This window comes from Pseudomonas sp. B21-041 (genome assembly GCF_024748675.1).
In the GTDB taxonomy this organism is placed as follows: Bacteria; Pseudomonadota; Gammaproteobacteria; order Pseudomonadales; family Pseudomonadaceae; genus Aquipseudomonas; species Aquipseudomonas neuropathica.
Genome location: NZ_CP087175.1, coordinates 4,913,849 through 4,933,132 on the forward strand (window position 1 = coordinate 4,913,849; position 19,284 = coordinate 4,933,132).

Genomic DNA, 19,284 nt, shown 5'->3' on the forward strand with positions numbered 1-19,284 from the left:
CCGGGAGAGGGCTGGGGTGAGGGCTGCAATTTCAGGCCGATCGATGATGTTTCAATCTGCCCGGCTCAAAGATGTCCACAAAAGCTGCGCCGCATACCCTCGATAAGGCCGCCAGGTCTCAGCGCGCAAAGCCAATTCCCGCGCTGTCGGCCGCTCGCCTTCCAGCACCTCCAGCGCTCGCAACAACCCGACATCGCCATGGGGAAACCCATCCATATCCTGCAACTGCCGCAACGCAATGTACTGCGCCGTCCACTCGCCAACCCCATGCAACGCCAACAACCGCGCCACGCCACCCTCGCGATTCGGCTCGAACAATGAAGGTTCTTCCAGCAACGCCTGCGCCACCCCGACAGCGTCCGACCGCGACTCTTTGGCATGCCCAGCGCCGCCAGATCTGCCGCCGCCAATACGTGCGCCTCGGGAAATACATGCGTCAATCCGGGCACGGTGGAATCAAGCGGCGCGCCATATTGCGCCACTAGTTTCCCCGCCAGGCGAATCGCCGCAACCACGGTAATCTGCTGCCCGAGCACCGCGCGAAAGGCCAGTTCCAAGCCATCCCACGCCCCGGGAATCCGTAATCCCGGCCGCTCGGCAATCAACCGCGCCAGCAACGGATCATTCGCCAGATGCGCATGCATCACCGCCAGATCCGCATCCAGATCAAACATCCGCCGCAACCTGACAACGATCTCGGGCACCACCAACGGATCAGGAAAATCCAGCTCAACGGCCAAGGCATTCCCTGCCTCAGGCCAAATTGAAACCGTGCCATGAAGCCCGTTCAAACCGATGCTGCGTGAATACACACCATCGACCACAACCTCCATCCCGACCACCGCCCGCGCCGCGAGAAACCCCAACATCGCCGCCCAGTCATACGGCGGCTGATACGCAAGCGACAACCTCACAACGACAGCACACCGCTGTACAACCCATACGCCGCCAGCCCCGCGCCGATAACCACGCAGGTAAAAATGCCCTTCTCGATATGGGTGAACAACGGCTCGCCCTGTTCATGCTTAGCCTTGGCAAACAAAATTACCCCCGGCGCATACAGCAACGCCGACAACAGCAAATACTTCACCCCACCGGCATACAGCAACCACACCGCATACCCCAGCGCGATGCCGCCGATCAGCAAATCCTTGGTGCGCTCTGCCGAGGCATGCTCATAGGTTTCGCCACGCCCGCTCAACAGCACTGCATACGCCGCCGACCACAGGTACGGCACCAGAATCATCGACGACGCCAGATAAATCAGACTGGTGTAAGTGCCCGCCGAAAACAGCGTGATCAACAGGAAGATCTGGATCATCACGTTGGTCAGCCACAACGCATTGACCGGGACGTGATTCTTGTTTTCCTTTTTCAGGAACGCCGGCATGGTCTTGTCCTTCGCCGTGGCGAAGAGAATCTCCGCACACAGCAGCGCCCACGACAACAACGCGCCGAGCAGGGAAATCGCCAGGCCAATGCTGATCAACAAGGCGCCCCACGGCCCGACAATGTGCTCGAGCACCGCCGCCAGTGACGGGTTCTGCAAATTCGCCAGTTCCGGCTGGCTCATGATCCCCAGCGACAGCACGTTGACCAGCACCAGCAGCGCCAGCACGCCGATAAAACCGATCACCGTGGCGCGGCCGACGTCGCTGCGTTTCTCCGCCCGCGCCGAGTACACACTGGCACCTTCGATGCCGATGAACACGAACACCGTGACCAGCATCATGTTGCGCACCTGATCCATCACCCCGCCGAAGTTCGGGTTGCTGGTGCCCCAGATGTCGCGGGTAAAAATGTCAGCCTTGAATGCGACCGCCGCGATAACGATGAACATGATCAGCGGTACGACTTTGGCCACCGTGGTCAGTTGATTGATCAGCGCCGCCTCCTTGATCCCGCGCATCACCAGAAAATGCACGGCCCACAGCAGCACCGACGCGCAGCCAATAGCGATTGGCGTGTTGCCCTGACCGAACACCGGAAAGAAATAACCGAGGGTGCTGAACAGCAGGACGAAATAACCGACGTTGCCCAGCCAGGCGCTAATCCAGTAGCCCCAAGCCGACGAGAAGCCCATGTAGTCGCCAAACCCGGCCTTGGCGTAGGCGTATACGCCGGAATCCAGCTCGGGTTTGCGATTGGCCAGGGTCTGAAAGACGAACGCCAGCGTCAGCATGCCGATCGCGGTAATCCCCCAACCGATCAGGATCGCCCCGGCGTCGGCGCGTGCCGCCATGTTCTGCGGCAGCGAGAAAATCCCCCCACCAATCATCGAACCCACCACCAGGGCGATCAACGCGCCTAATCGCAGCTTTTGCGTCGGTTGCGACATTTCAGTTTCCCTTTGAAGTGTGGTGAGCGTGCATTTGTAACAACGATTAACTAAACGGATAAAGGTAGATGACGTTTATCAGGTAACGCCAATTAACGCCTGTTTATATATAGCGGATGACGCTAACGCCTAGCACGTTAAGACAGTTTTGTGCGCTGATCCCGATAAATCAATTCTGTACTGAAAACAGAGGCGGAAAATTTGCCAAAAGCTGAAAAAGAACTAGCGTGATAATTCGAAAGTAATAATAGCCATTCCCAAAGATGTAGCCACAACGCCTCTAGGACGGGCCTTGCGGGCAGGAGCTTTATGCCTTCAGCCGAAGCCTAAGTCATTCATTAACAATGGAATGTGACCATGCACTGATCTAAGTCAGCTGTTTGAACAGACAACAGAACTACGCTGTGATCTCTTCTCTCCTGCAATGGAGTCATGCAAATGTCTGAAGCTCCCGGAAAACTACGACTAGGTGCACTGGTTGCATTGGTAGTCGGTTCAATGATCGGTGGCGGGATATTCTCCTTGCCTCAAAACATGGCCGCCAGCGCCGACGTCGGTGCGGTACTTATCGGTTGGGCCATCACCGCTGTCGGCATGCTCACCCTCGCTTTTGTCTTCCAGACCCTCGCCAATCGCAAGCCTGACCTGGACGGCGGCGTCTACGCCTACGCCAAGGCCGGATTCGGCGATTACATGGGTTTCTCGTCCGCTTGGGGTTACTGGATCAGCGCCTGGCTGGGTAACGTCGGTTACTTCGTTCTGCTGTTCAGCACCCTCGGCTATTTCTTTCCGATTTTCGGTGAGGGCAACACCGTTGCTGCGGTGATTGGCGCCTCGGTGCTGCTGTGGGCCGTGCACTTTCTGGTGCTGCGCGGGATCAAGGAAGCGGCGTTCATCAACCTGGTGACCACGGTCGCCAAGGTCGTACCGTTGCTGCTGTTCGTGTTGATCGCGGTGTTCGCTTTCAGACTGGACATCTTCACCGCCGACATCTGGGGCATCAAAAATCCGGATCTGGGCAGTGTGATGAACCAGGTGCGCAACATGATGTTGGTCACCGTGTGGGTGTTCATCGGTATCGAGGGCGCGAGCATCTTCTCGGCCCGCGCCGAAAAACGCTCGGACGTCGGTAAAGCCACCGTGATCGGCTTCATAACCGTGCTGCTGTTTCTGGTGCTGGTGAACGTGCTGTCGCTGGGCATCATGACCCAACCGGAACTGGCGAAACTGCAGAACCCGTCGATGGCCGCCGTGCTTGAGCATGTGGTCGGTCACTGGGGCGCAGTGCTGATCAGCGTCGGTCTGATCATCTCCTTGCTGGGGGCGCTGCTGTCGTGGGTGCTGCTGTGTGCGGAGATCATGTTCGCCGCCGCCAAAGACCACACCATGCCGGAGTTCCTGCGTAAGGAAAATGCCAACCACGTACCGGTCAACGCCCTGTGGCTGACCAACGCGATGGTGCAGATTTTCCTGATCATCACGCTGTTCTCGGCCAGCACTTACCTGTCGCTGATCTACCTCGCCACCTCGATGATTCTGGTGCCGTACCTGTGGTCGGCGGCCTACGCCCTGCTGCTGGCGGTGCGCGGTGAAAGTTACGAAGGCTTCGCGGCCGAACGGCGCAAGGATCTGATTATCGGCGGCATCGCCCTGATCTATGCGGTGTGGCTGCTGTATGCCGGCGGGGTCAAGTACTTGCTGCTCTCGGCCCTGCTCTACGCACCCGGCGCGATCCTGTTCGCCAAGGCCAAGCTGGAACTCAAACAACCGATTTTCACTAACGTCGAGAAGTTGATTTTCGCCGCAGTGGTCGTGGGTGCCCTGGTGGCTGCCTACGGTCTCTACGACGGCTTCCTGACTCTGTAATCCCTGATTGTTTTGTTATCTGGAGGATCTGAAATGACCACGGAAAAAGTTAAGTACGGCGTCCACTCCGAAGCCGGTAAACTGCGCAAAGTCATGGTGTGCTCCCCAGGTCTGGCCCATCAGCGGCTGACCCCGAACAACTGCGATGAACTGCTGTTCGACGACGTGCTCTGGGTGGCCCAGGCCAAGCGCGACCACTTCGACTTCGTCACCAAAATGCGTGAGCGCGGCATCGACGTGCTGGAAATGCACAACCTGCTGACCGACATCGTTGCCATCCCGGAAGCACTGGACTGGATTCTCGAGCGCAAGGTCACCGCCGACTCGGTGGGCCTGGGCCTGATCAACGAAGTCAAATCCTGGCTGAAAAGCCTTGAGCCACGGCACATCGCCGAATTCCTGATTGGCGGCGTGTCCGCCGATGATCTGCCGGACAGTTTCGGCGGCAAGACCATCCAGATGTTCCGCGACTTCCTCGGCCACTCCAGCTTCATTCTGCCGCCGCTGCCGAACACCCAGTTCACCCGCGACACCACTTGCTGGATCTACGGTGGCGTGACTCTGAACCCGATGTACTGGCCAGCGCGTCGTCAGGAAACTCTGCTGACCACCGCCATCTACAAATTCCACCCGCAGTTCACCAATGCCGATTTCGAGATCTGGTACGGCGACCCGGACAAGGATCACGGCAGCTCTACCCTTGAGGGCGGCGACGTGATGCCGATCGGTAACGGCGTGGTGTTGATCGGCATGGGCGAACGCTCATCGCGTCAGGCCATCGGTCAACTGGCGCTGAACCTGTTCAAGAACAAAGCCGTGGAAAAAGTCATCGTTGCCGGCCTGCCGAAGTCCCGCGCGGCGATGCACCTGGACACCGTGTTCAGCTTCTGCGACCGCGACCTGGTGACAATTTTCCCGGAAGTGGTGAACCAGATCGTCGCCTTCACCCTGCGACCAGACGAAAGCAAACAGGGCGGCATCGACATCCGCCGCGAAGAAGGCACCTTCCTCGACACCGTGGCCAAAGCCCTCAACCTGCCGAAGTTGCGCGTGGTGGAAACCGGCGGCAACAGCTTCGCCGCCGAACGCGAGCAATGGGACGACGGCAACAACGTGGTGGCTGTGGAGCCGGGCGTGGTCATCGGCTACGACCGCAACACCTACACCAACACCCTGCTGCGCAAGGCCGGCGTGGAAGTCATCACCATCAGCGCCGGTGAACTGGGCCGAGGCCGTGGCGGTGGCCACTGCATGACCTGCCCGATCATCCGCGACCCGATCGATTACTAAACGACCATCTCCCCGGCCGCACACACCCCGTAGCGGCCGGGCCGATTACCGAATCCAAGGAGAATCATCATGGCGTTCAACATTCACAACCGTAACCTGCTCAGCCTCGAACACCACACTCCACGTGAGCTGCGTTACCTGCTCGACCTGTCCCGCGATCTGAAGCGCGCCAAGTACACCGGCACCGAGCAACAACACCTGAAGGGCAACAACATCGCCCTGATCTTCGAAAAAACCTCGACCCGCACCCGTTGCGCGTTCGAAGTGGCGGCCTATGACCAAGGCGCCAACGTCACCTATATCGACCCGAACTCGTCGCAGATCGGCCACAAAGAAAGCATGAAAGACACCGCCCGCGTGCTGGGGCGCATGTACGACGCCATCGAATACCGTGGCTTCAAACAGGAAATCGTCGAAGAGCTGGCCAAGTTCGCCGGTGTGCCGGTGTTCAACGGCCTGACCGATGAATATCACCCGACTCAGATGATCGCCGACGTGCTGACCATGCGTGAACACGCCGACAAGCCGATCCATGAAATCAGCTACGCCTACCTCGGCGATGCGCGCAACAACATGGGCAACTCGCTGCTGCTGGTCGGCGCCAAACTCGGCATGGACGTGCGTATCTGTGCGCCGAAAGCGCTGTGGCCACTGGATGATCTGGTCGAGCGTTGCCACAAATATGCGGAAGAAAGTGGCGCACGTATCACCCTGACTGAAGACCCGAAAGCCGCCGTCAAAGGCGTCGACTTCATCCACACCGACGTTTGGGTGTCGATGGGCGAGCCGGTGGAAGCCTGGGCCGAGCGTATCCAGCAACTGCTGCCGTACCAGGTCAACGCCGAACTGATGAAAGCCAGCGGCAACCCGCGCACCAAGTTCATGCACTGCCTGCCGGCGTTCCACAACAGCGATACCAAGGTCGGCAAACAGATTGCCGAGCAGTATCCGCACCTGAAAAACGGCATCGAAGTGACCGACGACGTGTTCGAGTCGCCAGCCTGCATCGCCTTCGAGCAAGCGGAAAACCGCATGCACACGATCAAGGCGATTCTGGTCTCGACCCTGGCTGATCTGTAACCACTCTGATCCATGATCGTTCCCACGCTCCTGCGTGGGAATGCATCCCGTGACGCTCTGCGTCACAGCGGACGCGGAGCGTCCGTGGCGGCATTCCCACGCAGAGCGTGGGAACGATCAACACGAAAAGGACATGCATTATGCGTATCGTCGTAGCGCTGGGCGGTAACGCCCTGCTCCGCCGTGGTGAACCGATGACCGCTGACAATCAGCGCGCCAACATCCGCATCGCCACCGAGCAAATCGCCAAGATCCATCCCGGCAACCAACTGGTCATCGCCCACGGCAATGGCCCGCAAGTCGGCCTGTTGTCGCTGCAAGCGGCGGCCTACACCTCTGTCACCCCTTACCCGCTGGACGTGCTCGGTGCCGAAACCGAAGGCATGATCGGCTACATCATCGAACAGGAACTGGGCAACCTGCTCGACTTCGAAGTGCCGTTCGCCACCCTGCTGACCCAGGTTGAAGTCGACGCCAAGGATCCGGCCTTCCAGAACCCGACCAAGCCGATCGGCCCGGTCTACGACAAGGCTGAAGCAGAAAAACTCGCCGCCGAAAAAGGCTGGGCGATTGCCCCGGACGGCGACAAGTTCCGCCGCGTGGTCGCCAGCCCTCGGCCAAAACGCATCTTCGAAATCCGCCCGATCAAGTGGCTGCTGGACAAGGGCAGCATCGTCATCTGCGCCGGTGGCGGCGGGATTCCGACCATGTACGACGAGAACCGTAACCTCAAGGGCATCGAGGCGGTGATCGACAAGGACCTGTGCTCGTCGCTGCTCGCCGAGCAACTGGAAGCCGACTTGCTGGTAATCGCCACGGACGTCAACGCGGCGTTCATCGATTACGGCAAGCCGACGCAGAAAGCCATTGCCGAAGCGCACCCGGATGAGCTGGAACGCCTCGGCTTCGCCGCCGGCTCGATGGGGCCGAAGGTGCAGGCAGCCTGCGAATTTGCACGCCATACTGGCAAGGTCGCGGTGATCGGTTCGCTGGCGGACATCGAAGCGATTGTCCAGGGCACTGCCGGTACTCGCGTGACCACTGCGAAGCCCGGCATCACTTACCGATAGTTAGAAACTCCGGGGGCAGGCCCGAGGTCTGCCCTTCTCCCATGCCTTGAAAGGAGAAAACCATGGCCCAGTTTGAACCCGGTCATCTGCATATTGAGCGGCACGCGTTGACGCCGGATGACGTCAGTTACAACGTGCACCTCGACTATGAAGTCTTCAGCGATCCGCAAAAAGGCAAAGGCATCCAGTTCACGATGCATGGCAACCTTCAGGGCAAGGACATGAAAGAGACCTTCTTCCTGCCCAAAGAGGAGGCCTACAACTTTGCCAACAATGTGACGAAAATCGCCGAGAAGTACGGCATTCCCAAGACGCACAGCCAGATCGGCTCGGTTCACAAGCATTACGATATGATGTTTGAAGACATCCGCAAGCAACTTGATATGAAGTCCGGCGACCCGGTCAATCTTGAGCATTTCGAATAACCCGCAAAAGCCCCTCACCCTAGCCCTCTCCCAAAGGGAGAGGGGACTGATTGGGGGATGCTCTAGAGTTACACCGACCTGACCTTGCTTTACCGAATCCATAATCGACTGGTTCTTTCAGGTCGATGTCAAACCTCAGACACCTCGGTCAGCCCCCTCTCCCTCCGGGAGGGGGCTGGGGTGAGGGGACTGATTGGGGGATGCTTCGGAGTTACGCCGACCTGAACTCGCTTTACCGAATCCATAATCGACTGGTTCTTTCAGGTCGATGTCAAACCTCAGACACCTCGGCCGGCCCCCTCTCCCCCTGGGAGAGGGCTGGGCGGGCGGCGTTTCCGATGAGGGTGTTTTTGATTTAAGGCATACTTGCCACCCTCCGCACTGCAGATCACTGAACCGCCCCATGCGTATCCACGTCAGCTTCATCGACCGCGTCGGCATCACCCAGGAAGTCCTGGCTATCCTCGGTGGGCGCAATCTCAATCTGGATGCGGTGGAGATGATCCCGCCCAACGTCTACATCGATGCCCCGACCTTGAGCCCGCAAGTGCTCGAAGAGCTTAAAGATGCGCTGTTCCGCGTGCTCGGCGTCGAGGCTGTGACCGTGGTCGACATCCTCCCCGGCCAGCGTCGGCATTTGCAGCTCGATGCGTTGCTGGCGGCGATGACCGACCCGGTGCTCGCCCTCGACAGTGCCGGCAAGGTGCTGCTGGCCAACCCGGCGTTGATCGCGCTGTACGGTCGCGAACCGGCCGGCGAGAGTGTCGCGGAACTGTTCAATGATCCCGCGCTGCTCGACACCTTGCTCGAACATGGCTTCCGTCTGCCGCTGCGCGAGATCACCGTCAACGGCCAGACTTTGCTGCTCGACGCCACGCCGATCACTGACGCCGGCGCCCTGCTGACCTTGTATCAACCGAACCGTATCGGCGAACAACTCTCGGCACTGCACCATGACCACGCCGAAGGTTTCGATGCGCTGCTCGGCGAGTCCCCGGCGATTCGTACGCTCAAGGCCCGCGCGCAAAGAGTCGCCGCTCTTGATGCACCGCTGTTGATTCAAGGCGAAACCGGCACCGGTAAAGAACTGGTCGCCCGCGCCTGCCACGCCATCAGCGCGCGACACAGTGCACCGTTTCTGGCCCTCAACTGCGCGGCCCTACCGGAGAACCTCGCCGAAAGCGAACTGTTCGGCTACGCCCCCGGCGCCTTTACCGGCGCGGCGCGCGGCGGCAAACCGGGGCTGATGGAACTGGCCAACCAAGGCACGGTGTTTCTCGATGAGATCGGCGAGATGTCGCCGTACTTGCAGGCCAAGCTGCTGCGTTTCTTGAACGACGGCAGCTTCCGCCGCGTGGGCGGTGATCGTGAGGTGAAGGTCAACGTGCGCATCCTCAGCGCGACCCACCGCGATCTGGAAAAAATGGTCAGCGAAGGCTTGTTCCGCGAAGACCTGTTTTATCGCCTCAACGTGCTCAACGTAGAAGTGCCACCGCTGCGTGAACGCGGGCAAGACATTTTGCTATTGGCGCGGTATTTCATGCAGCAAGCCTGCGCGCAGATCCAGCGCCCGGTCTGCCGTCTCGCCCCAGGAACTTACCCGGCGCTGCTCGGCAATCGCTGGCCGGGCAATGTGCGGCAATTGCAGAACGTGATTTTCCGCGCGGCGGCGATTTGCGAGAGTAGCCTGGTGGATATTGGCGATCTCGACATTGCTGGCACCTCGGTGGCGCGGCAAACCGACAGCGATGTCGACAGCCTCGAGCAAGCGGTCGAAGCTTTTGAGCGTTCCCTGCTGGAAAAACTCTACGTCAGCTACCCCTCGACCCGCCAACTGGCCAGCCGCCTGCAAACTTCGCACACGGCCATTGCCCATCGCCTGCGCAAATACGGCATCCCCAACAAACCCTGAAAACACCACAAGTTCACCTGCGGGAAATACCCCCCTGCTCGCGAAAGCGCTATATCAGCAGAATCATTAGTGACTGACACACCCTCTTCGCGAGCAAGCTCGCTCCCACAGGGTTAGAGGGTGATTTCGAAATCGCGTCAAAAACGACCTCCACCTGTACTGAAAGCGCTACAGCGGAACGATATCGCTACACACACTTCCGATCACCGCTGTGCAAGGCTTTGATCCCGTTCAGCTTTTATCCTCGCTCCATGCTGTAGCGATTTCGCTACAGGCATCTCTGAACCTTCGACCCCCAAAATATCTAATTCATTGATTTATAACGATAAATCAACATTGGCCACATTCTTGCTAATCAACCCTTCATAAATAAGGGCCTTCGCGCCCGACTATTCCACCGCGTCCACCAGACGAGTCTGGCCCCCTGAGGAGTTTCCATGAGCGAGTTGCGTTTTACTGAAGATCACGAATGGCTGCGCACCGAAGCTGACGGCAGCGTTACTGTCGGCATCACCGCTTTCGCGCAGAACGCCTTGGGCGACGTGGTGTTCGTGCAACTGCCTGAGCTGCAGGCTTACGAAAAGGGCGCCGAAGCCGCCACCGTGGAATCGGTGAAAGCCGCCAGCGGCGTGTACATGCCGCTCGACGGCGACGTACTGGCAGTCAACCCGGCGCTGGTAGACGCCCCGGAACTGGTCAACGAAGATCCGCTGGGCGAAGGCTGGTTCTTCCGCTTCCAGCCTAACGACGCCGCCGCTGTCGGCAAATTGCTCGATCAGGACGCGTACGACCGTCTGATCAAAGCCCAAGCCGAAGCCTGAGGAACACCGACATGACTCAAGTAAACCTTGGCACCGCCAACGAATTCATCGCCCGTCACATCGGCCCGCGCGCCGGTGACGAGCAAGCCATGCTCAACAGCCTCGGCTTCGACTCGCTTGAAGCCCTGAGCGCCAGCGTCATCCCGGAAAGCATCAAGGGCACCAGCGTGCTCGGCATGGACGACGGCCTCAGCGAAGCCGATGCCCTGGCGATGATCAAATCGATCGCCGGCAAGAATCAGTTGTTCAAGACCTACATCGGCCAGGGCTACTACAACTGCCACACGCCGTCGCCGATCCTGCGCAACCTCTTGGAAAACCCGGCCTGGTACACCGCGTACACCCCGTATCAGCCAGAAATTTCCCAAGGTCGTCTCGAAGCGCTGCTGAACTTCCAGACCATGATCAGCGACCTCACCGGCCTGCCGATCGCCAACGCCTCGCTGCTCGACGAAGCCACCGCCGCTGCCGAAGCCATGACCTTCTGCAAACGCCTGAGCAAGAACAAGGGCAGCCACCAGTTCTTCGCCTCGATCCACAGCCACCCGCAGACCCTCGACGTGCTGCGCACTCGTGCCGAGCCGTTGGGCATTGAAGTTGTGGTCGGCGACGAACGTGAACTGACTGACGTAACGCCGTTCTTCGGCGCGCTGCTGCAATACCCGGCGAGCAACGGTGATGTGTTCGACTATCGCGAACTGACCGAACGCTTCCACGCCGCCAACGCTCTGGTCGCCGTGGCTGCCGACCTGCTGGCCCTGACCCTGCTGACCGCCCCGGGCGAGTTCGGTGCTGACGTTGCCATCGGTTCGGCACAACGCTTCGGCGTACCGCTGGGCTTTGGTGGCCCGCACGCCGCTTACTTCTCCACCAAAGATGCGTTCAAGCGTGATATGCCGGGCCGTCTGGTCGGTGTCTCGGTTGACCGTTTCGGCAAGCCGGCGCTGCGTCTGGCGATGCAGACCCGCGAGCAACACATCCGCCGCGAGAAGGCCACGTCGAACATCTGCACCGCACAAGTGCTGCTGGCCAACATCGCCAGCATGTACGCCGTCTACCACGGCCCGAAAGGCCTGACGCAGATTGCCAACCGCGTGCATCACCTGACCGCGATCCTGGCCAAGGGTCTGACCGCGCTGGGCGCTAACGTCGAACAAGCCAGTTTCTTCGACACCCTGACCGTCGCCACCGGCGCAAACACCGCCGCGCTGCACGACAAGGCACACGCTGCGCAGATCAACCTGCGCGTGATCGACGCTCAGCGTCTGGGCCTGTCGGTCGACGAAACCACCACCCAGGCTGACATCGAAACCCTTTGGGGCCTGTTCGCCGATGGCAAGACCCTGCCGGACTTCGCTGCTCTCGCCGCCTCCGTACAAAGCACCATTCCAGCCTCGCTGGTACGTCAGTCGCCGATCCTTAGCCACCCGGTGTTCAACCGCTATCACTCGGAAACCGAGCTGATGCGCTACCTGCGCAAACTGGCAGACAAGGATCTGGCACTGGATCGCACCATGATCCCGCTGGGTTCGTGCACCATGAAACTCAACGCTGCCAGCGAAATGATCCCGGTGACCTGGGCTGAATTCGGCGCCCTGCACCCGTTCGCCCCAGCCGCACAGAGCGCCGGTTACCAGCAACTGACCGATGAACTGGAAGCGATGCTCTGCGCCGCCACCGGTTACGACGCGATCTCGCTGCAACCGAACGCCGGTTCGCAAGGTGAATACGCAGGCCTCTTGGCGATCCGCGCCTATCACCAGAGCCGTGGCGATGAGCGTCGCGACATCTGCCTGATTCCGTCGTCCGCCCACGGCACCAACCCGGCCACCGCCAACATGGCTGGCATGCGCGTGGTTGTGACCGCGTGCGATGCGCGCGGCAACGTCGACATCGAAGACCTGCGCGCCAAAGCCATCGAGCACCGCGAACACCTCGCCGCGCTGATGATCACTTACCCGTCGACCCACGGCGTGTTCGAAGAAGGCATCCGCGAAATCTGCGGAATCATTCATGACAACGGCGGCCAGGTGTACATCGACGGCGCCAACATGAACGCAATGGTTGGCCTCTGCGCACCGGGCAAGTTCGGCGGCGACGTCTCGCACCTGAACCTGCACAAAACCTTCTGCATCCCGCACGGCGGTGGCGGCCCGGGTGTCGGCCCGATTGGCGTGAAATCGCACCTGACCCCGTTCCTGCCGGGCCACGGCCAGATGGAACGCAAAGAGGGCGCGGTCTGCGCAGCACCGTTCGGCAGCGCGAGCATTTTGCCGATCACCTGGATGTACATTCGCATGATGGGCGGCGCAGGCCTGAAACGCGCTTCGCAGCTGGCGATCCTCAATGCCAACTACATTTCCCGTCGTCTCGAAGAGCACTACCCAGTGCTGTACACCGGCAGCAACGGTCTGGTGGCACACGAATGCATCCTCGATCTGCGTCCGTTGAAAGACAGCAGCGGCATCAGCGTTGATGACGTCGCCAAGCGCCTGATCGACTTCGGCTTCCACGCACCGACCATGTCGTTCCCGGTCGCGGGCACGCTGATGATCGAGCCGACCGAAAGCGAATCCAAGGAAGAACTGGACCGCTTCTGCGACGCCATGATCCGCATCCGCGAAGAAATCCGCGCGGTGGAAAACGGCACGCTGGACAAGGACGACAACCCACTGAAAAACGCTCCGCACACCGCTGCGGAACTGGTTGGCGAGTGGACCCACCCGTACAGCCGCGAGCAAGCCGTGTACCCGGTCGCGTCGCTGATCGAAGGCAAATACTGGCCACCGGTCGGTCGTGTCGACAACGTCTTCGGCGATCGCAACCTGGTGTGCGCCTGCCCGTCGATCGAAAGCTACGCTTAATGGAATGAGGGGCGGGTTGACCTGTCCCATTCTCCAGAACACCAAAAATCCCTGTGGGAGCTGGCTTGCCAGCGATGAGGGTGGATCAGTGTCCATCTCTGTTGCCTGACACTCCGCCATCGCTGGCAAGCCAGCTCCCACATGGAACCCATCAAGCCTGATGTTTTGCCAATTCCTATAACAAGAAACCGGAGAACCACTCATGTCGTTAAGCGTGTTCGACCTGTTCAAGATTGGCATCGGCCCCTCCAGTTCCCACACCGTCGGCCCGATGCGTGCTGCTGCGCGTTTCGCCGAAGGCCTGCAACGTGAAAACCTGCTGACCACCACCGCCAGCGTTCGCGTTGAGCTGTACGGATCCCTCGGCGCCACCGGTAAAGGTCACGGCAGCGACAAAGCCGTGCTGCTCGGCCTCGAAGGCGAACATCCCGATACCGTTGATACCGAAACCGTCGCCGCGCGCCTGCAAGAAATTCGCGGCAACGGACGACTGAACCTGCTCGGCGAACACAGCATTGCGTTCAACGAGAAAGAACATCTGGCAATGATCCGCAAGCCGCTGGCCTATCACCCCAACGGCATGATCTTCCGCGCCTTCGATGCGGCGGGGATTCAGATCCGCAGCCGCGAGTACTACTCGGTTGGCGGTGGTTTCGTGGTCGACGAGGACGCGGCCGGTGCCGACCGCATCGTCGAAGACGCCACGCCGCTGACCTTCCCGTTCAAAAGCGCCAAGGACTTGCTCGGTCATTGCGCCACCTACGGTCTGTCGATCAGTCAGGTGATGCTGACCAACGAAAGCGCCTGGCGCCCGGAGGCGGAAACCCGCGCCGGCCTGTTGAAAATCTGGCAGGTGATGCAGGACTGCGTCGCTGCGGGCTGCCGTAACGAAGGTATTTTGCCCGGCGGCTTGAAGGTCAAACGCCGTGCGGCAGCGTTGCATCGGCAACTGTGCAAGAACCCGGAATCGGCGTTGCGCGATCCGTTGTCAGTGCTCGACTGGGTCAACCTCTACGCTTTGGCGGTCAACGAAGAAAACGCCAATGGCGGACGTGTGGTCACTGCCCCCACCAACGGCGCGGCGGGGATCATTCCAGCGGTGCTGCATTACTACATGCGTTTTATCCCAGGCGCGAATGACGACGGCGTCGTACGGTTTCTGCTGACCGCTGCGGCCATCGGCATTCTCTACAAGGAGAACGCATCGATCTCCGGCGCTGAAGTCGGCTGCCAAGGTGAAGTCGGCGTGGCCTGTTCGATGGCGGCCGGTGCGTTGTGCGAAGTGCTTGGCGGCAGCGTGCAGCAAGTCGAGAACGCTGCGGAAATCGGCATGGAGCACAACCTCGGCCTGACCTGCGACCCGATTGGCGGGTTAGTGCAAGTGCCGTGCATCGAGCGCAATGCCATGGGCTCGGTAAAAGCCATCAACGCGGTGCGCATGGCCATGCGTGGCGACGGCCAGCATTTCGTCTCCCTCGACAAAGTCATCCGCACCATGCGCCAGACCGGCGCCGACATGAAAAGCAAATACAAAGAGACCGCCCGCGGCGGTCTGGCGGTCAACATTATCGAATGCTGACCTCACCCCAGCCCTCTCCCTCTGGGAGAGAAAAGTAATTAGCCCCCTCTCCCTTCGGGAGAGGGCTGGGGAGAGGGCTGGGGTGAGGGGCTTTTGATCTTGATCTTGCCTCTTACCCCCAAACTCTAATTTTCAAGGAGCCACGCATGTCCACCGAACAACTGTCGAAAACCCCGCTGCACGCTCTGCACATCGAACTCGGCGCTCGCATGGTGCCGTTCGCCGGCTACGACATGCCGGTGCAATACCCACTCGGCGTGATGAAAGAACACCAGCACACCCGTGAGCAGGCCGGGCTGTTCGATGTCTCGCACATGGGCCAGATTCGCCTGACCGGCGCCAACGCCGCCAAAGCCCTGGAAAGCCTGGTGCCGGTAGACATCATCGACCTGCCGGTGGGCATGCAGCGTTACGCGATGTTCACCAACGACAACGGCGGCATTCTCGACGACCTGATGGTGGCAAACCTCGGTAATGACGAATTGTTCCTGGTGGTCAACGCCGCGTGCAAGGATCAGGACCTTGCCCACCTGCAAAAACACATCGGCGATCAGTGCACCATTACGGCGCTGTTCGAAGAGCGCGCTCTGCTGGCATTGCAAGGTCCGGCGGCGGTCACCGTGCTGGCGCGGCTGGCACCATCCGTTGAAAAAATGACTTTTATGCAGTTCGCCCGTGTCAATCTGCTCGGCGTTGACTGCTTTGTCAGCCGTTCGGGTTACACCGGTGAAGACGGTTTCGAAATCTCCGTACCAGCTGCAGATGCCGAAAGACTTGCCCGCGCCCTGCTCGCCGAACCGGAAGTCCAGGCCATTGGCCTCGGCGCTCGCGACTCGCTGCGTCTGGAAGCCGGTCTGTGCCTCTACGGCCACGACATGAACACCGAGACCACGCCGATCGAAGCCAGCCTGTTATGGGCGATCTCCAAGCCACGTCGCGCTGATGGCGCGCGGGCCGGCGGTTTCCCGGGCGCGGAGAATATTTTCGCCCAGCAACAGAATGGCGTGGCACGCAAACGCGTCGGCTTGCTGCCGCAGGAGCGCACACCCGTGCGTGAAGGCGCAGAAATCGTCAACGAAGCCGGCGAAATCATCGGCAGCGTGTGCAGCGGTGGTTTCGGTCCGACCTTGGGCGGGCCGTTGGCGATGGGTTACCTCGACAGCGCATATGTCACCCTCGACACACCGGTTTGGGCCATCGTTCGTGGGAAAAAGGTGCAAATGCTTGTAAGCAAAATGCCATTTGTTCCACAACGCTACTATCGCGGCTGATTGACTGTTTCTATAAGTAACGCGATTGCGTTATGCGTGCACTAATGTGTAACGCAATCGCCACAAAAAAGTGCATTTTCTATCAACTGATTCGAATATGAACTTTGCTTATAACGATCGAAAACAATTGAACAGGCTAATCGTCTAAGACCGCACTAGCGAGAGGATTAACTTGCTCAAGCTCAGTAAAACCGGGGGCTTCGCAGGGCTTGTTTTTTCTCCCGTAGTTGGCGTAGAGTTTCTCCACTGTGTTTGCATGGGTCAGCTTGGAATCGTGACCTGGGCAGTAGCCTACAAGTTAGCTACATCCCGTTCGACGTCTTCTTACTCTCCTGCAACCAGCCCCAGTACTCTTTCATGAGAAAGAGACTGTCATTAATTTTTGCGTCAAAGGAAATAAGAAATGTCCACACGTCAGAGCGGTACCGTCAAGTGGTTTAACGACGAGAAAGGTTTTGGTTTTATCACTCCAGAAAGCGGTCCGGATCTGTTCGTACATTTCCGCGCCATTCAGGGCAACGGTTTCAAGAGCCTGAAAGAAGGCCAGAAAGTGACCTTCGTTGCTGTGCAGGGCCAGAAAGGCATGCAGGCTGACGAAGTACAAGCAGAAGCCTGATTTCTGTTACGAAAAAGCCCCTGATATTGATATCAGGGGCTTTTTTGTGCGCGCGAATCCGTAAAATGGCGCTTCATTTTGCGTCCAGAGGCTGCCATGTCGAAAAACCTGCTCACCCCACAGGGCGATTTTCCCGCCGTTGGTCTAGGCCGGCGTCTGGCGGCGATGTTCTATGACTTTCTGCTATGCACCGCCCTGCTGATCGTCACGGGTGGCATCTACAAGATGATTCAGGCAGCGATAATTGGTGAAGAGCGCCTGCGAGTGATGACCGATGCCGGCAAGCTCGACGGTGATCCGCTCTACTCGACCGTGCTGGTGTTGGTTCTGTTCGCATTTTTTGCCAAGTTCTGGACCCACGGCGGTCAGACGCTGGGCATGCAGGTGTGGGGCATTCGCGTGCAGAACGCCAATGGCACGGCGATCAGCCTGTGGCAGGCGTTGTTGCGGTTTATGGTGTCGATTGCGTCGTGGCTGTGCGTGGGGTTGGGATTCCTCTGGTCGCTGTACGACAAGCAGAAGCGCACGTGGCATGACATCTATTCCGATACCCGCCTCGTCCGGATCCCGAAGAAGACCAAATAATTTTCAGACGCCGAAAACCACTGTAGGAGTGAGCCTGCTCGCGATAGTGGTGTGTCAGTCAACATTTTCGTTGTTTGACACACCACTATCGCGAGCAGGCTCACTCCTACAGGTTTATTTATTGCCTGAAAGACCTCAGGCGTTACCGGCCAGCTTCATCCGCGCCGCTTGAGTAAAGTCGAGCATGCGCTTCAATGGCCGGATCGCCTGCGGAATCAACGCCGGATCAACAAAGATCTCGTTGGTCCCTTCCTTCAAGCTCTTGAGCGTGCGCTCAAGGGTGTTCATGGCCATCCACGGGCAATGTGCGCAACTGCGGCACGCCGCGCCGTTACCAGCGGTTGGCGCCTCGATGAAGACCTTGTCCGGGCACAGCTGCTGCATCTTGTAGAAGATGCCACGGTCGGTCGCAACGATCAGGGTCTTGTTCGGCAGCGATTGCGCGGCAGCGATCAACTGGCTGGTGGAACCCACGGCGTCCGCCAGTTCGATCACCGACGTTGGCGACTCCGGGTGCACCAGAATCGCAGCGTCCGGGTACAACGCTTTCATGTCTTCAAGCTGCTTGGACTTGAACTCTTCGTGAACGATGCAGGCACCGTCCCACAGCAGCATGTCCGCGCCGGTCTTGCGCTGGATGTAAGTGCCCAGATGCTTGTCCGGCCCCCAGATGATGGTCTCGCCGTTGTCCATCAGGCTTTCGACGATCTCCAGCGCGCAACTCGAAGTCACCACCCAATCAGCCCGAGCCTTAACGGCTGCGGAGGTGTTGGCATAGACCACCACCGTGCGCTCCGGGTGCTGATCGCAGAACGCCGAGAACTCGTCGACCGGGCAACCCAGGTCCAGCGAGCACGTCGCTTCCAGGGTCGGCATCAGCACGCGTTTTTCCGGGTTGAGAATCTTCGCGGTCTCGCCCATGAACTTCACGCCGGCGACCACCACGGTTTTGGCCGGGTGAGCATTGCCGAAGCGGGCCATTTCCAGGGAATCGGAGACGCAACCGCCGGTTTCTTCGGCCAGAGCCTGAATCACCGGATCGCAATAAAAGTGGGCCACCAGCACCGCGTCCTGAGCCTTGAGCTCGGCGGCAATGGCGGAACGGTAATAAGCCTCCTCCTCGGCCGTCAGCGGTTTGGGCTGTTTGGCATCGAGGTGAGCTTGAACCAGAAGGCGTTCGGAAATCTGCGTCATGTTCGCAAGACCTGCAGGCGCGTTCGCGCGAAAGTCGAGTATACACCCGGCTCCGGACCGCTTGAGGGTACCGCCGGGAGAGTGAGTATTATCAGGCACGGACAGCATTGAAGCTGCGCAAGGCTACAGAATATCCCGTTGATACAAAAGATGATTCTGACCTGCGTCAGCGCTGCGGGTATTGAAATAACGCGGAGCGAAATTACAGGCAAAAAAAAACCCGGAAATCCTCACTTTCGTGGGCCTTCCGGATTTTCTAAACCGCCAAATATGGTGGGTCGTGTGGGATTCGAACCTACGACCAATTGGTTAAAAGCCAACTGCTCTACCAACTGAGCTAACGACCCGCTGTGTGGTGGCGCGTATAATACTG

General features: G+C 59.3%; 14 protein-coding genes, 1 tRNA gene and 1 pseudogene. 12 read left to right on the forward strand and 4 right to left on the reverse strand.

Features of this window, described 5'->3' with window-relative positions; all coding sequences use genetic code 11:
* Nucleotides 1–51: 51 nt before the first annotated feature.
* Together LOY43_RS21870 and arcD (LOY43_RS21875) are read right to left on the reverse strand one after the other, a co-directional pair.
* Nucleotides 52–914: pseudogene (locus LOY43_RS21870) on the reverse strand (DNA-3-methyladenine glycosylase family protein).
* Nucleotides 911–2,338 (reverse strand): arginine-ornithine antiporter, encoded by a 1,428-nt coding sequence (arcD, locus tag LOY43_RS21875; RefSeq protein WP_095048201.1) that lies wholly within the window; start codon nucleotides 2,336–2,338, stop codon nucleotides 911–913. The pseudogene LOY43_RS21870 and the gene arcD (LOY43_RS21875) overlap by 4 nt, the downstream one beginning before the upstream one ends.
* Before the next feature lie 438 nt (nucleotides 2,339–2,776).
* Here arcD (LOY43_RS21875) and arcD (LOY43_RS21880) point away from each other — a divergent pair, with 438 nt between their 5' ends.
* The 12 genes from arcD (LOY43_RS21880) (at nucleotide 2,777) to LOY43_RS21935 (ending at nucleotide 17,717) form a co-directional block, all read left to right on the forward strand.
* Nucleotides 2,777–4,204 carry an arginine-ornithine antiporter gene (gene arcD, locus LOY43_RS21880; protein WP_095048202.1) on the forward strand — a complete coding sequence of 476 codons (1,428 nt, stop codon included), beginning with the start codon at nucleotides 2,777–2,779 and terminating at the stop codon, nucleotides 4,202–4,204.
* Nucleotides 4,205–4,237: 33 nt separating this feature from the next.
* Entirely contained in the window at nucleotides 4,238–5,494 is a 1,257-nt protein-coding gene (gene arcA, locus LOY43_RS21885) for an arginine deiminase (RefSeq protein ID WP_095048203.1), read from the forward strand.
* A gap of 69 nt (nucleotides 5,495–5,563) precedes the next feature.
* Nucleotides 5,564–6,574: an ornithine carbamoyltransferase gene (locus LOY43_RS21890; protein ID WP_008086805.1), complete on the forward strand. Its 1,011-nt coding sequence runs from the start codon at nucleotides 5,564–5,566 to the stop codon at nucleotides 6,572–6,574.
* Nucleotides 6,575–6,714: 140 nt separating this feature from the next.
* On the forward strand, nucleotides 6,715–7,644 hold the full coding sequence (arcC, locus tag LOY43_RS21895) for a carbamate kinase (RefSeq protein WP_034153407.1): 930 nt from the start codon (nucleotides 6,715–6,717) through the stop codon (nucleotides 7,642–7,644).
* A gap of 62 nt (nucleotides 7,645–7,706) precedes the next feature.
* On the forward strand, nucleotides 7,707–8,069 hold the full coding sequence (locus LOY43_RS21900) for a DUF5064 family protein (protein WP_095048204.1): 363 nt from the start codon (nucleotides 7,707–7,709) through the stop codon (nucleotides 8,067–8,069).
* A gap of 403 nt (nucleotides 8,070–8,472) precedes the next feature.
* Complete coding sequence (locus LOY43_RS21905) at nucleotides 8,473–9,981, forward strand: sigma-54-dependent transcriptional regulator (protein WP_007908048.1); 1,509 nt, start codon at nucleotides 8,473–8,475, stop codon at nucleotides 9,979–9,981.
* Between the two features lie 437 nt (nucleotides 9,982–10,418).
* Nucleotides 10,419–10,802 carry a glycine cleavage system protein GcvH gene (gene gcvH, locus LOY43_RS21910; protein WP_095126188.1) on the forward strand — a complete coding sequence of 128 codons (384 nt, stop codon included), beginning with the start codon at nucleotides 10,419–10,421 and terminating at the stop codon, nucleotides 10,800–10,802.
* Between the two features lie 11 nt (nucleotides 10,803–10,813).
* Nucleotides 10,814–13,666 (forward strand): aminomethyl-transferring glycine dehydrogenase, encoded by a 2,853-nt coding sequence (gene gcvP, locus LOY43_RS21915; protein ID WP_258708714.1) that lies wholly within the window; start codon nucleotides 10,814–10,816, stop codon nucleotides 13,664–13,666.
* Between the two features lie 202 nt (nucleotides 13,667–13,868).
* Complete coding sequence (locus LOY43_RS21920; RefSeq protein ID WP_095048207.1) at nucleotides 13,869–15,245, forward strand: L-serine ammonia-lyase; 1,377 nt, start codon at nucleotides 13,869–13,871, stop codon at nucleotides 15,243–15,245.
* Between the two features lie 146 nt (nucleotides 15,246–15,391).
* Nucleotides 15,392–16,516 (forward strand): glycine cleavage system aminomethyltransferase GcvT, encoded by a 1,125-nt coding sequence (gcvT, locus tag LOY43_RS21925; RefSeq protein ID WP_258708715.1) that lies wholly within the window; start codon nucleotides 15,392–15,394, stop codon nucleotides 16,514–16,516.
* A 403-nt stretch (nucleotides 16,517–16,919) separates the two neighbouring features.
* Complete coding sequence (locus tag LOY43_RS21930; protein WP_003227496.1) at nucleotides 16,920–17,132, forward strand: cold-shock protein; 213 nt, start codon at nucleotides 16,920–16,922, stop codon at nucleotides 17,130–17,132.
* Nucleotides 17,133–17,228: 96 nt separating this feature from the next.
* Complete coding sequence (locus LOY43_RS21935) at nucleotides 17,229–17,717, forward strand: RDD family protein (RefSeq protein WP_095048209.1); 489 nt, start codon at nucleotides 17,229–17,231, stop codon at nucleotides 17,715–17,717.
* Between the two features lie 135 nt (nucleotides 17,718–17,852).
* Here the strand turns inward: LOY43_RS21935 and nadA are convergent, their stop codons facing one another.
* Both nadA and LOY43_RS21945 read right to left on the reverse strand, forming a co-directional pair.
* Nucleotides 17,853–18,911, reverse strand: a complete 1,059-nt coding sequence (gene nadA, locus LOY43_RS21940; RefSeq protein ID WP_016773509.1) for a quinolinate synthase NadA — start codon at nucleotides 18,909–18,911, stop codon at nucleotides 17,853–17,855.
* A gap of 271 nt (nucleotides 18,912–19,182) precedes the next feature.
* A tRNA-Lys gene (locus LOY43_RS21945) sits at nucleotides 19,183–19,258 on the reverse strand.
* Between the last annotated feature and the right edge of the window lie 26 nt (nucleotides 19,259–19,284).

Coding starts and splice junctions, on each gene's coding strand:
- arcD (WP_095048201.1), bottom strand. CDS start 2,338: ATGTCGCAACCGACGCAAAAGCTGCGATTAGGCGCGTTGATCGCCCTG.
- arcD (WP_095048202.1), top strand. CDS start 2,777: ATGTCTGAAGCTCCCGGAAAACTACGACTAGGTGCACTGGTTGCATTG.
- arcA (WP_095048203.1), top strand. CDS start 4,238: ATGACCACGGAAAAAGTTAAGTACGGCGTCCACTCCGAAGCCGGTAAA.
- LOY43_RS21890 (WP_008086805.1), top strand. CDS start 5,564: ATGGCGTTCAACATTCACAACCGTAACCTGCTCAGCCTCGAACACCAC.
- arcC (WP_034153407.1), top strand. CDS start 6,715: ATGCGTATCGTCGTAGCGCTGGGCGGTAACGCCCTGCTCCGCCGTGGT.
- LOY43_RS21900 (WP_095048204.1), top strand. CDS start 7,707: ATGGCCCAGTTTGAACCCGGTCATCTGCATATTGAGCGGCACGCGTTG.
- LOY43_RS21905 (WP_007908048.1), top strand. CDS start 8,473: ATGCGTATCCACGTCAGCTTCATCGACCGCGTCGGCATCACCCAGGAA.
- gcvH (WP_095126188.1), top strand. CDS start 10,419: ATGAGCGAGTTGCGTTTTACTGAAGATCACGAATGGCTGCGCACCGAA.
- gcvP (WP_258708714.1), top strand. CDS start 10,814: ATGACTCAAGTAAACCTTGGCACCGCCAACGAATTCATCGCCCGTCAC.
- LOY43_RS21920 (WP_095048207.1), top strand. CDS start 13,869: ATGTCGTTAAGCGTGTTCGACCTGTTCAAGATTGGCATCGGCCCCTCC.
- gcvT (WP_258708715.1), top strand. CDS start 15,392: ATGTCCACCGAACAACTGTCGAAAACCCCGCTGCACGCTCTGCACATC.
- LOY43_RS21930 (WP_003227496.1), top strand. CDS start 16,920: ATGTCCACACGTCAGAGCGGTACCGTCAAGTGGTTTAACGACGAGAAA.
- LOY43_RS21935 (WP_095048209.1), top strand. CDS start 17,229: ATGTCGAAAAACCTGCTCACCCCACAGGGCGATTTTCCCGCCGTTGGT.
- nadA (WP_016773509.1), bottom strand. CDS start 18,911: ATGACGCAGATTTCCGAACGCCTTCTGGTTCAAGCTCACCTCGATGCC.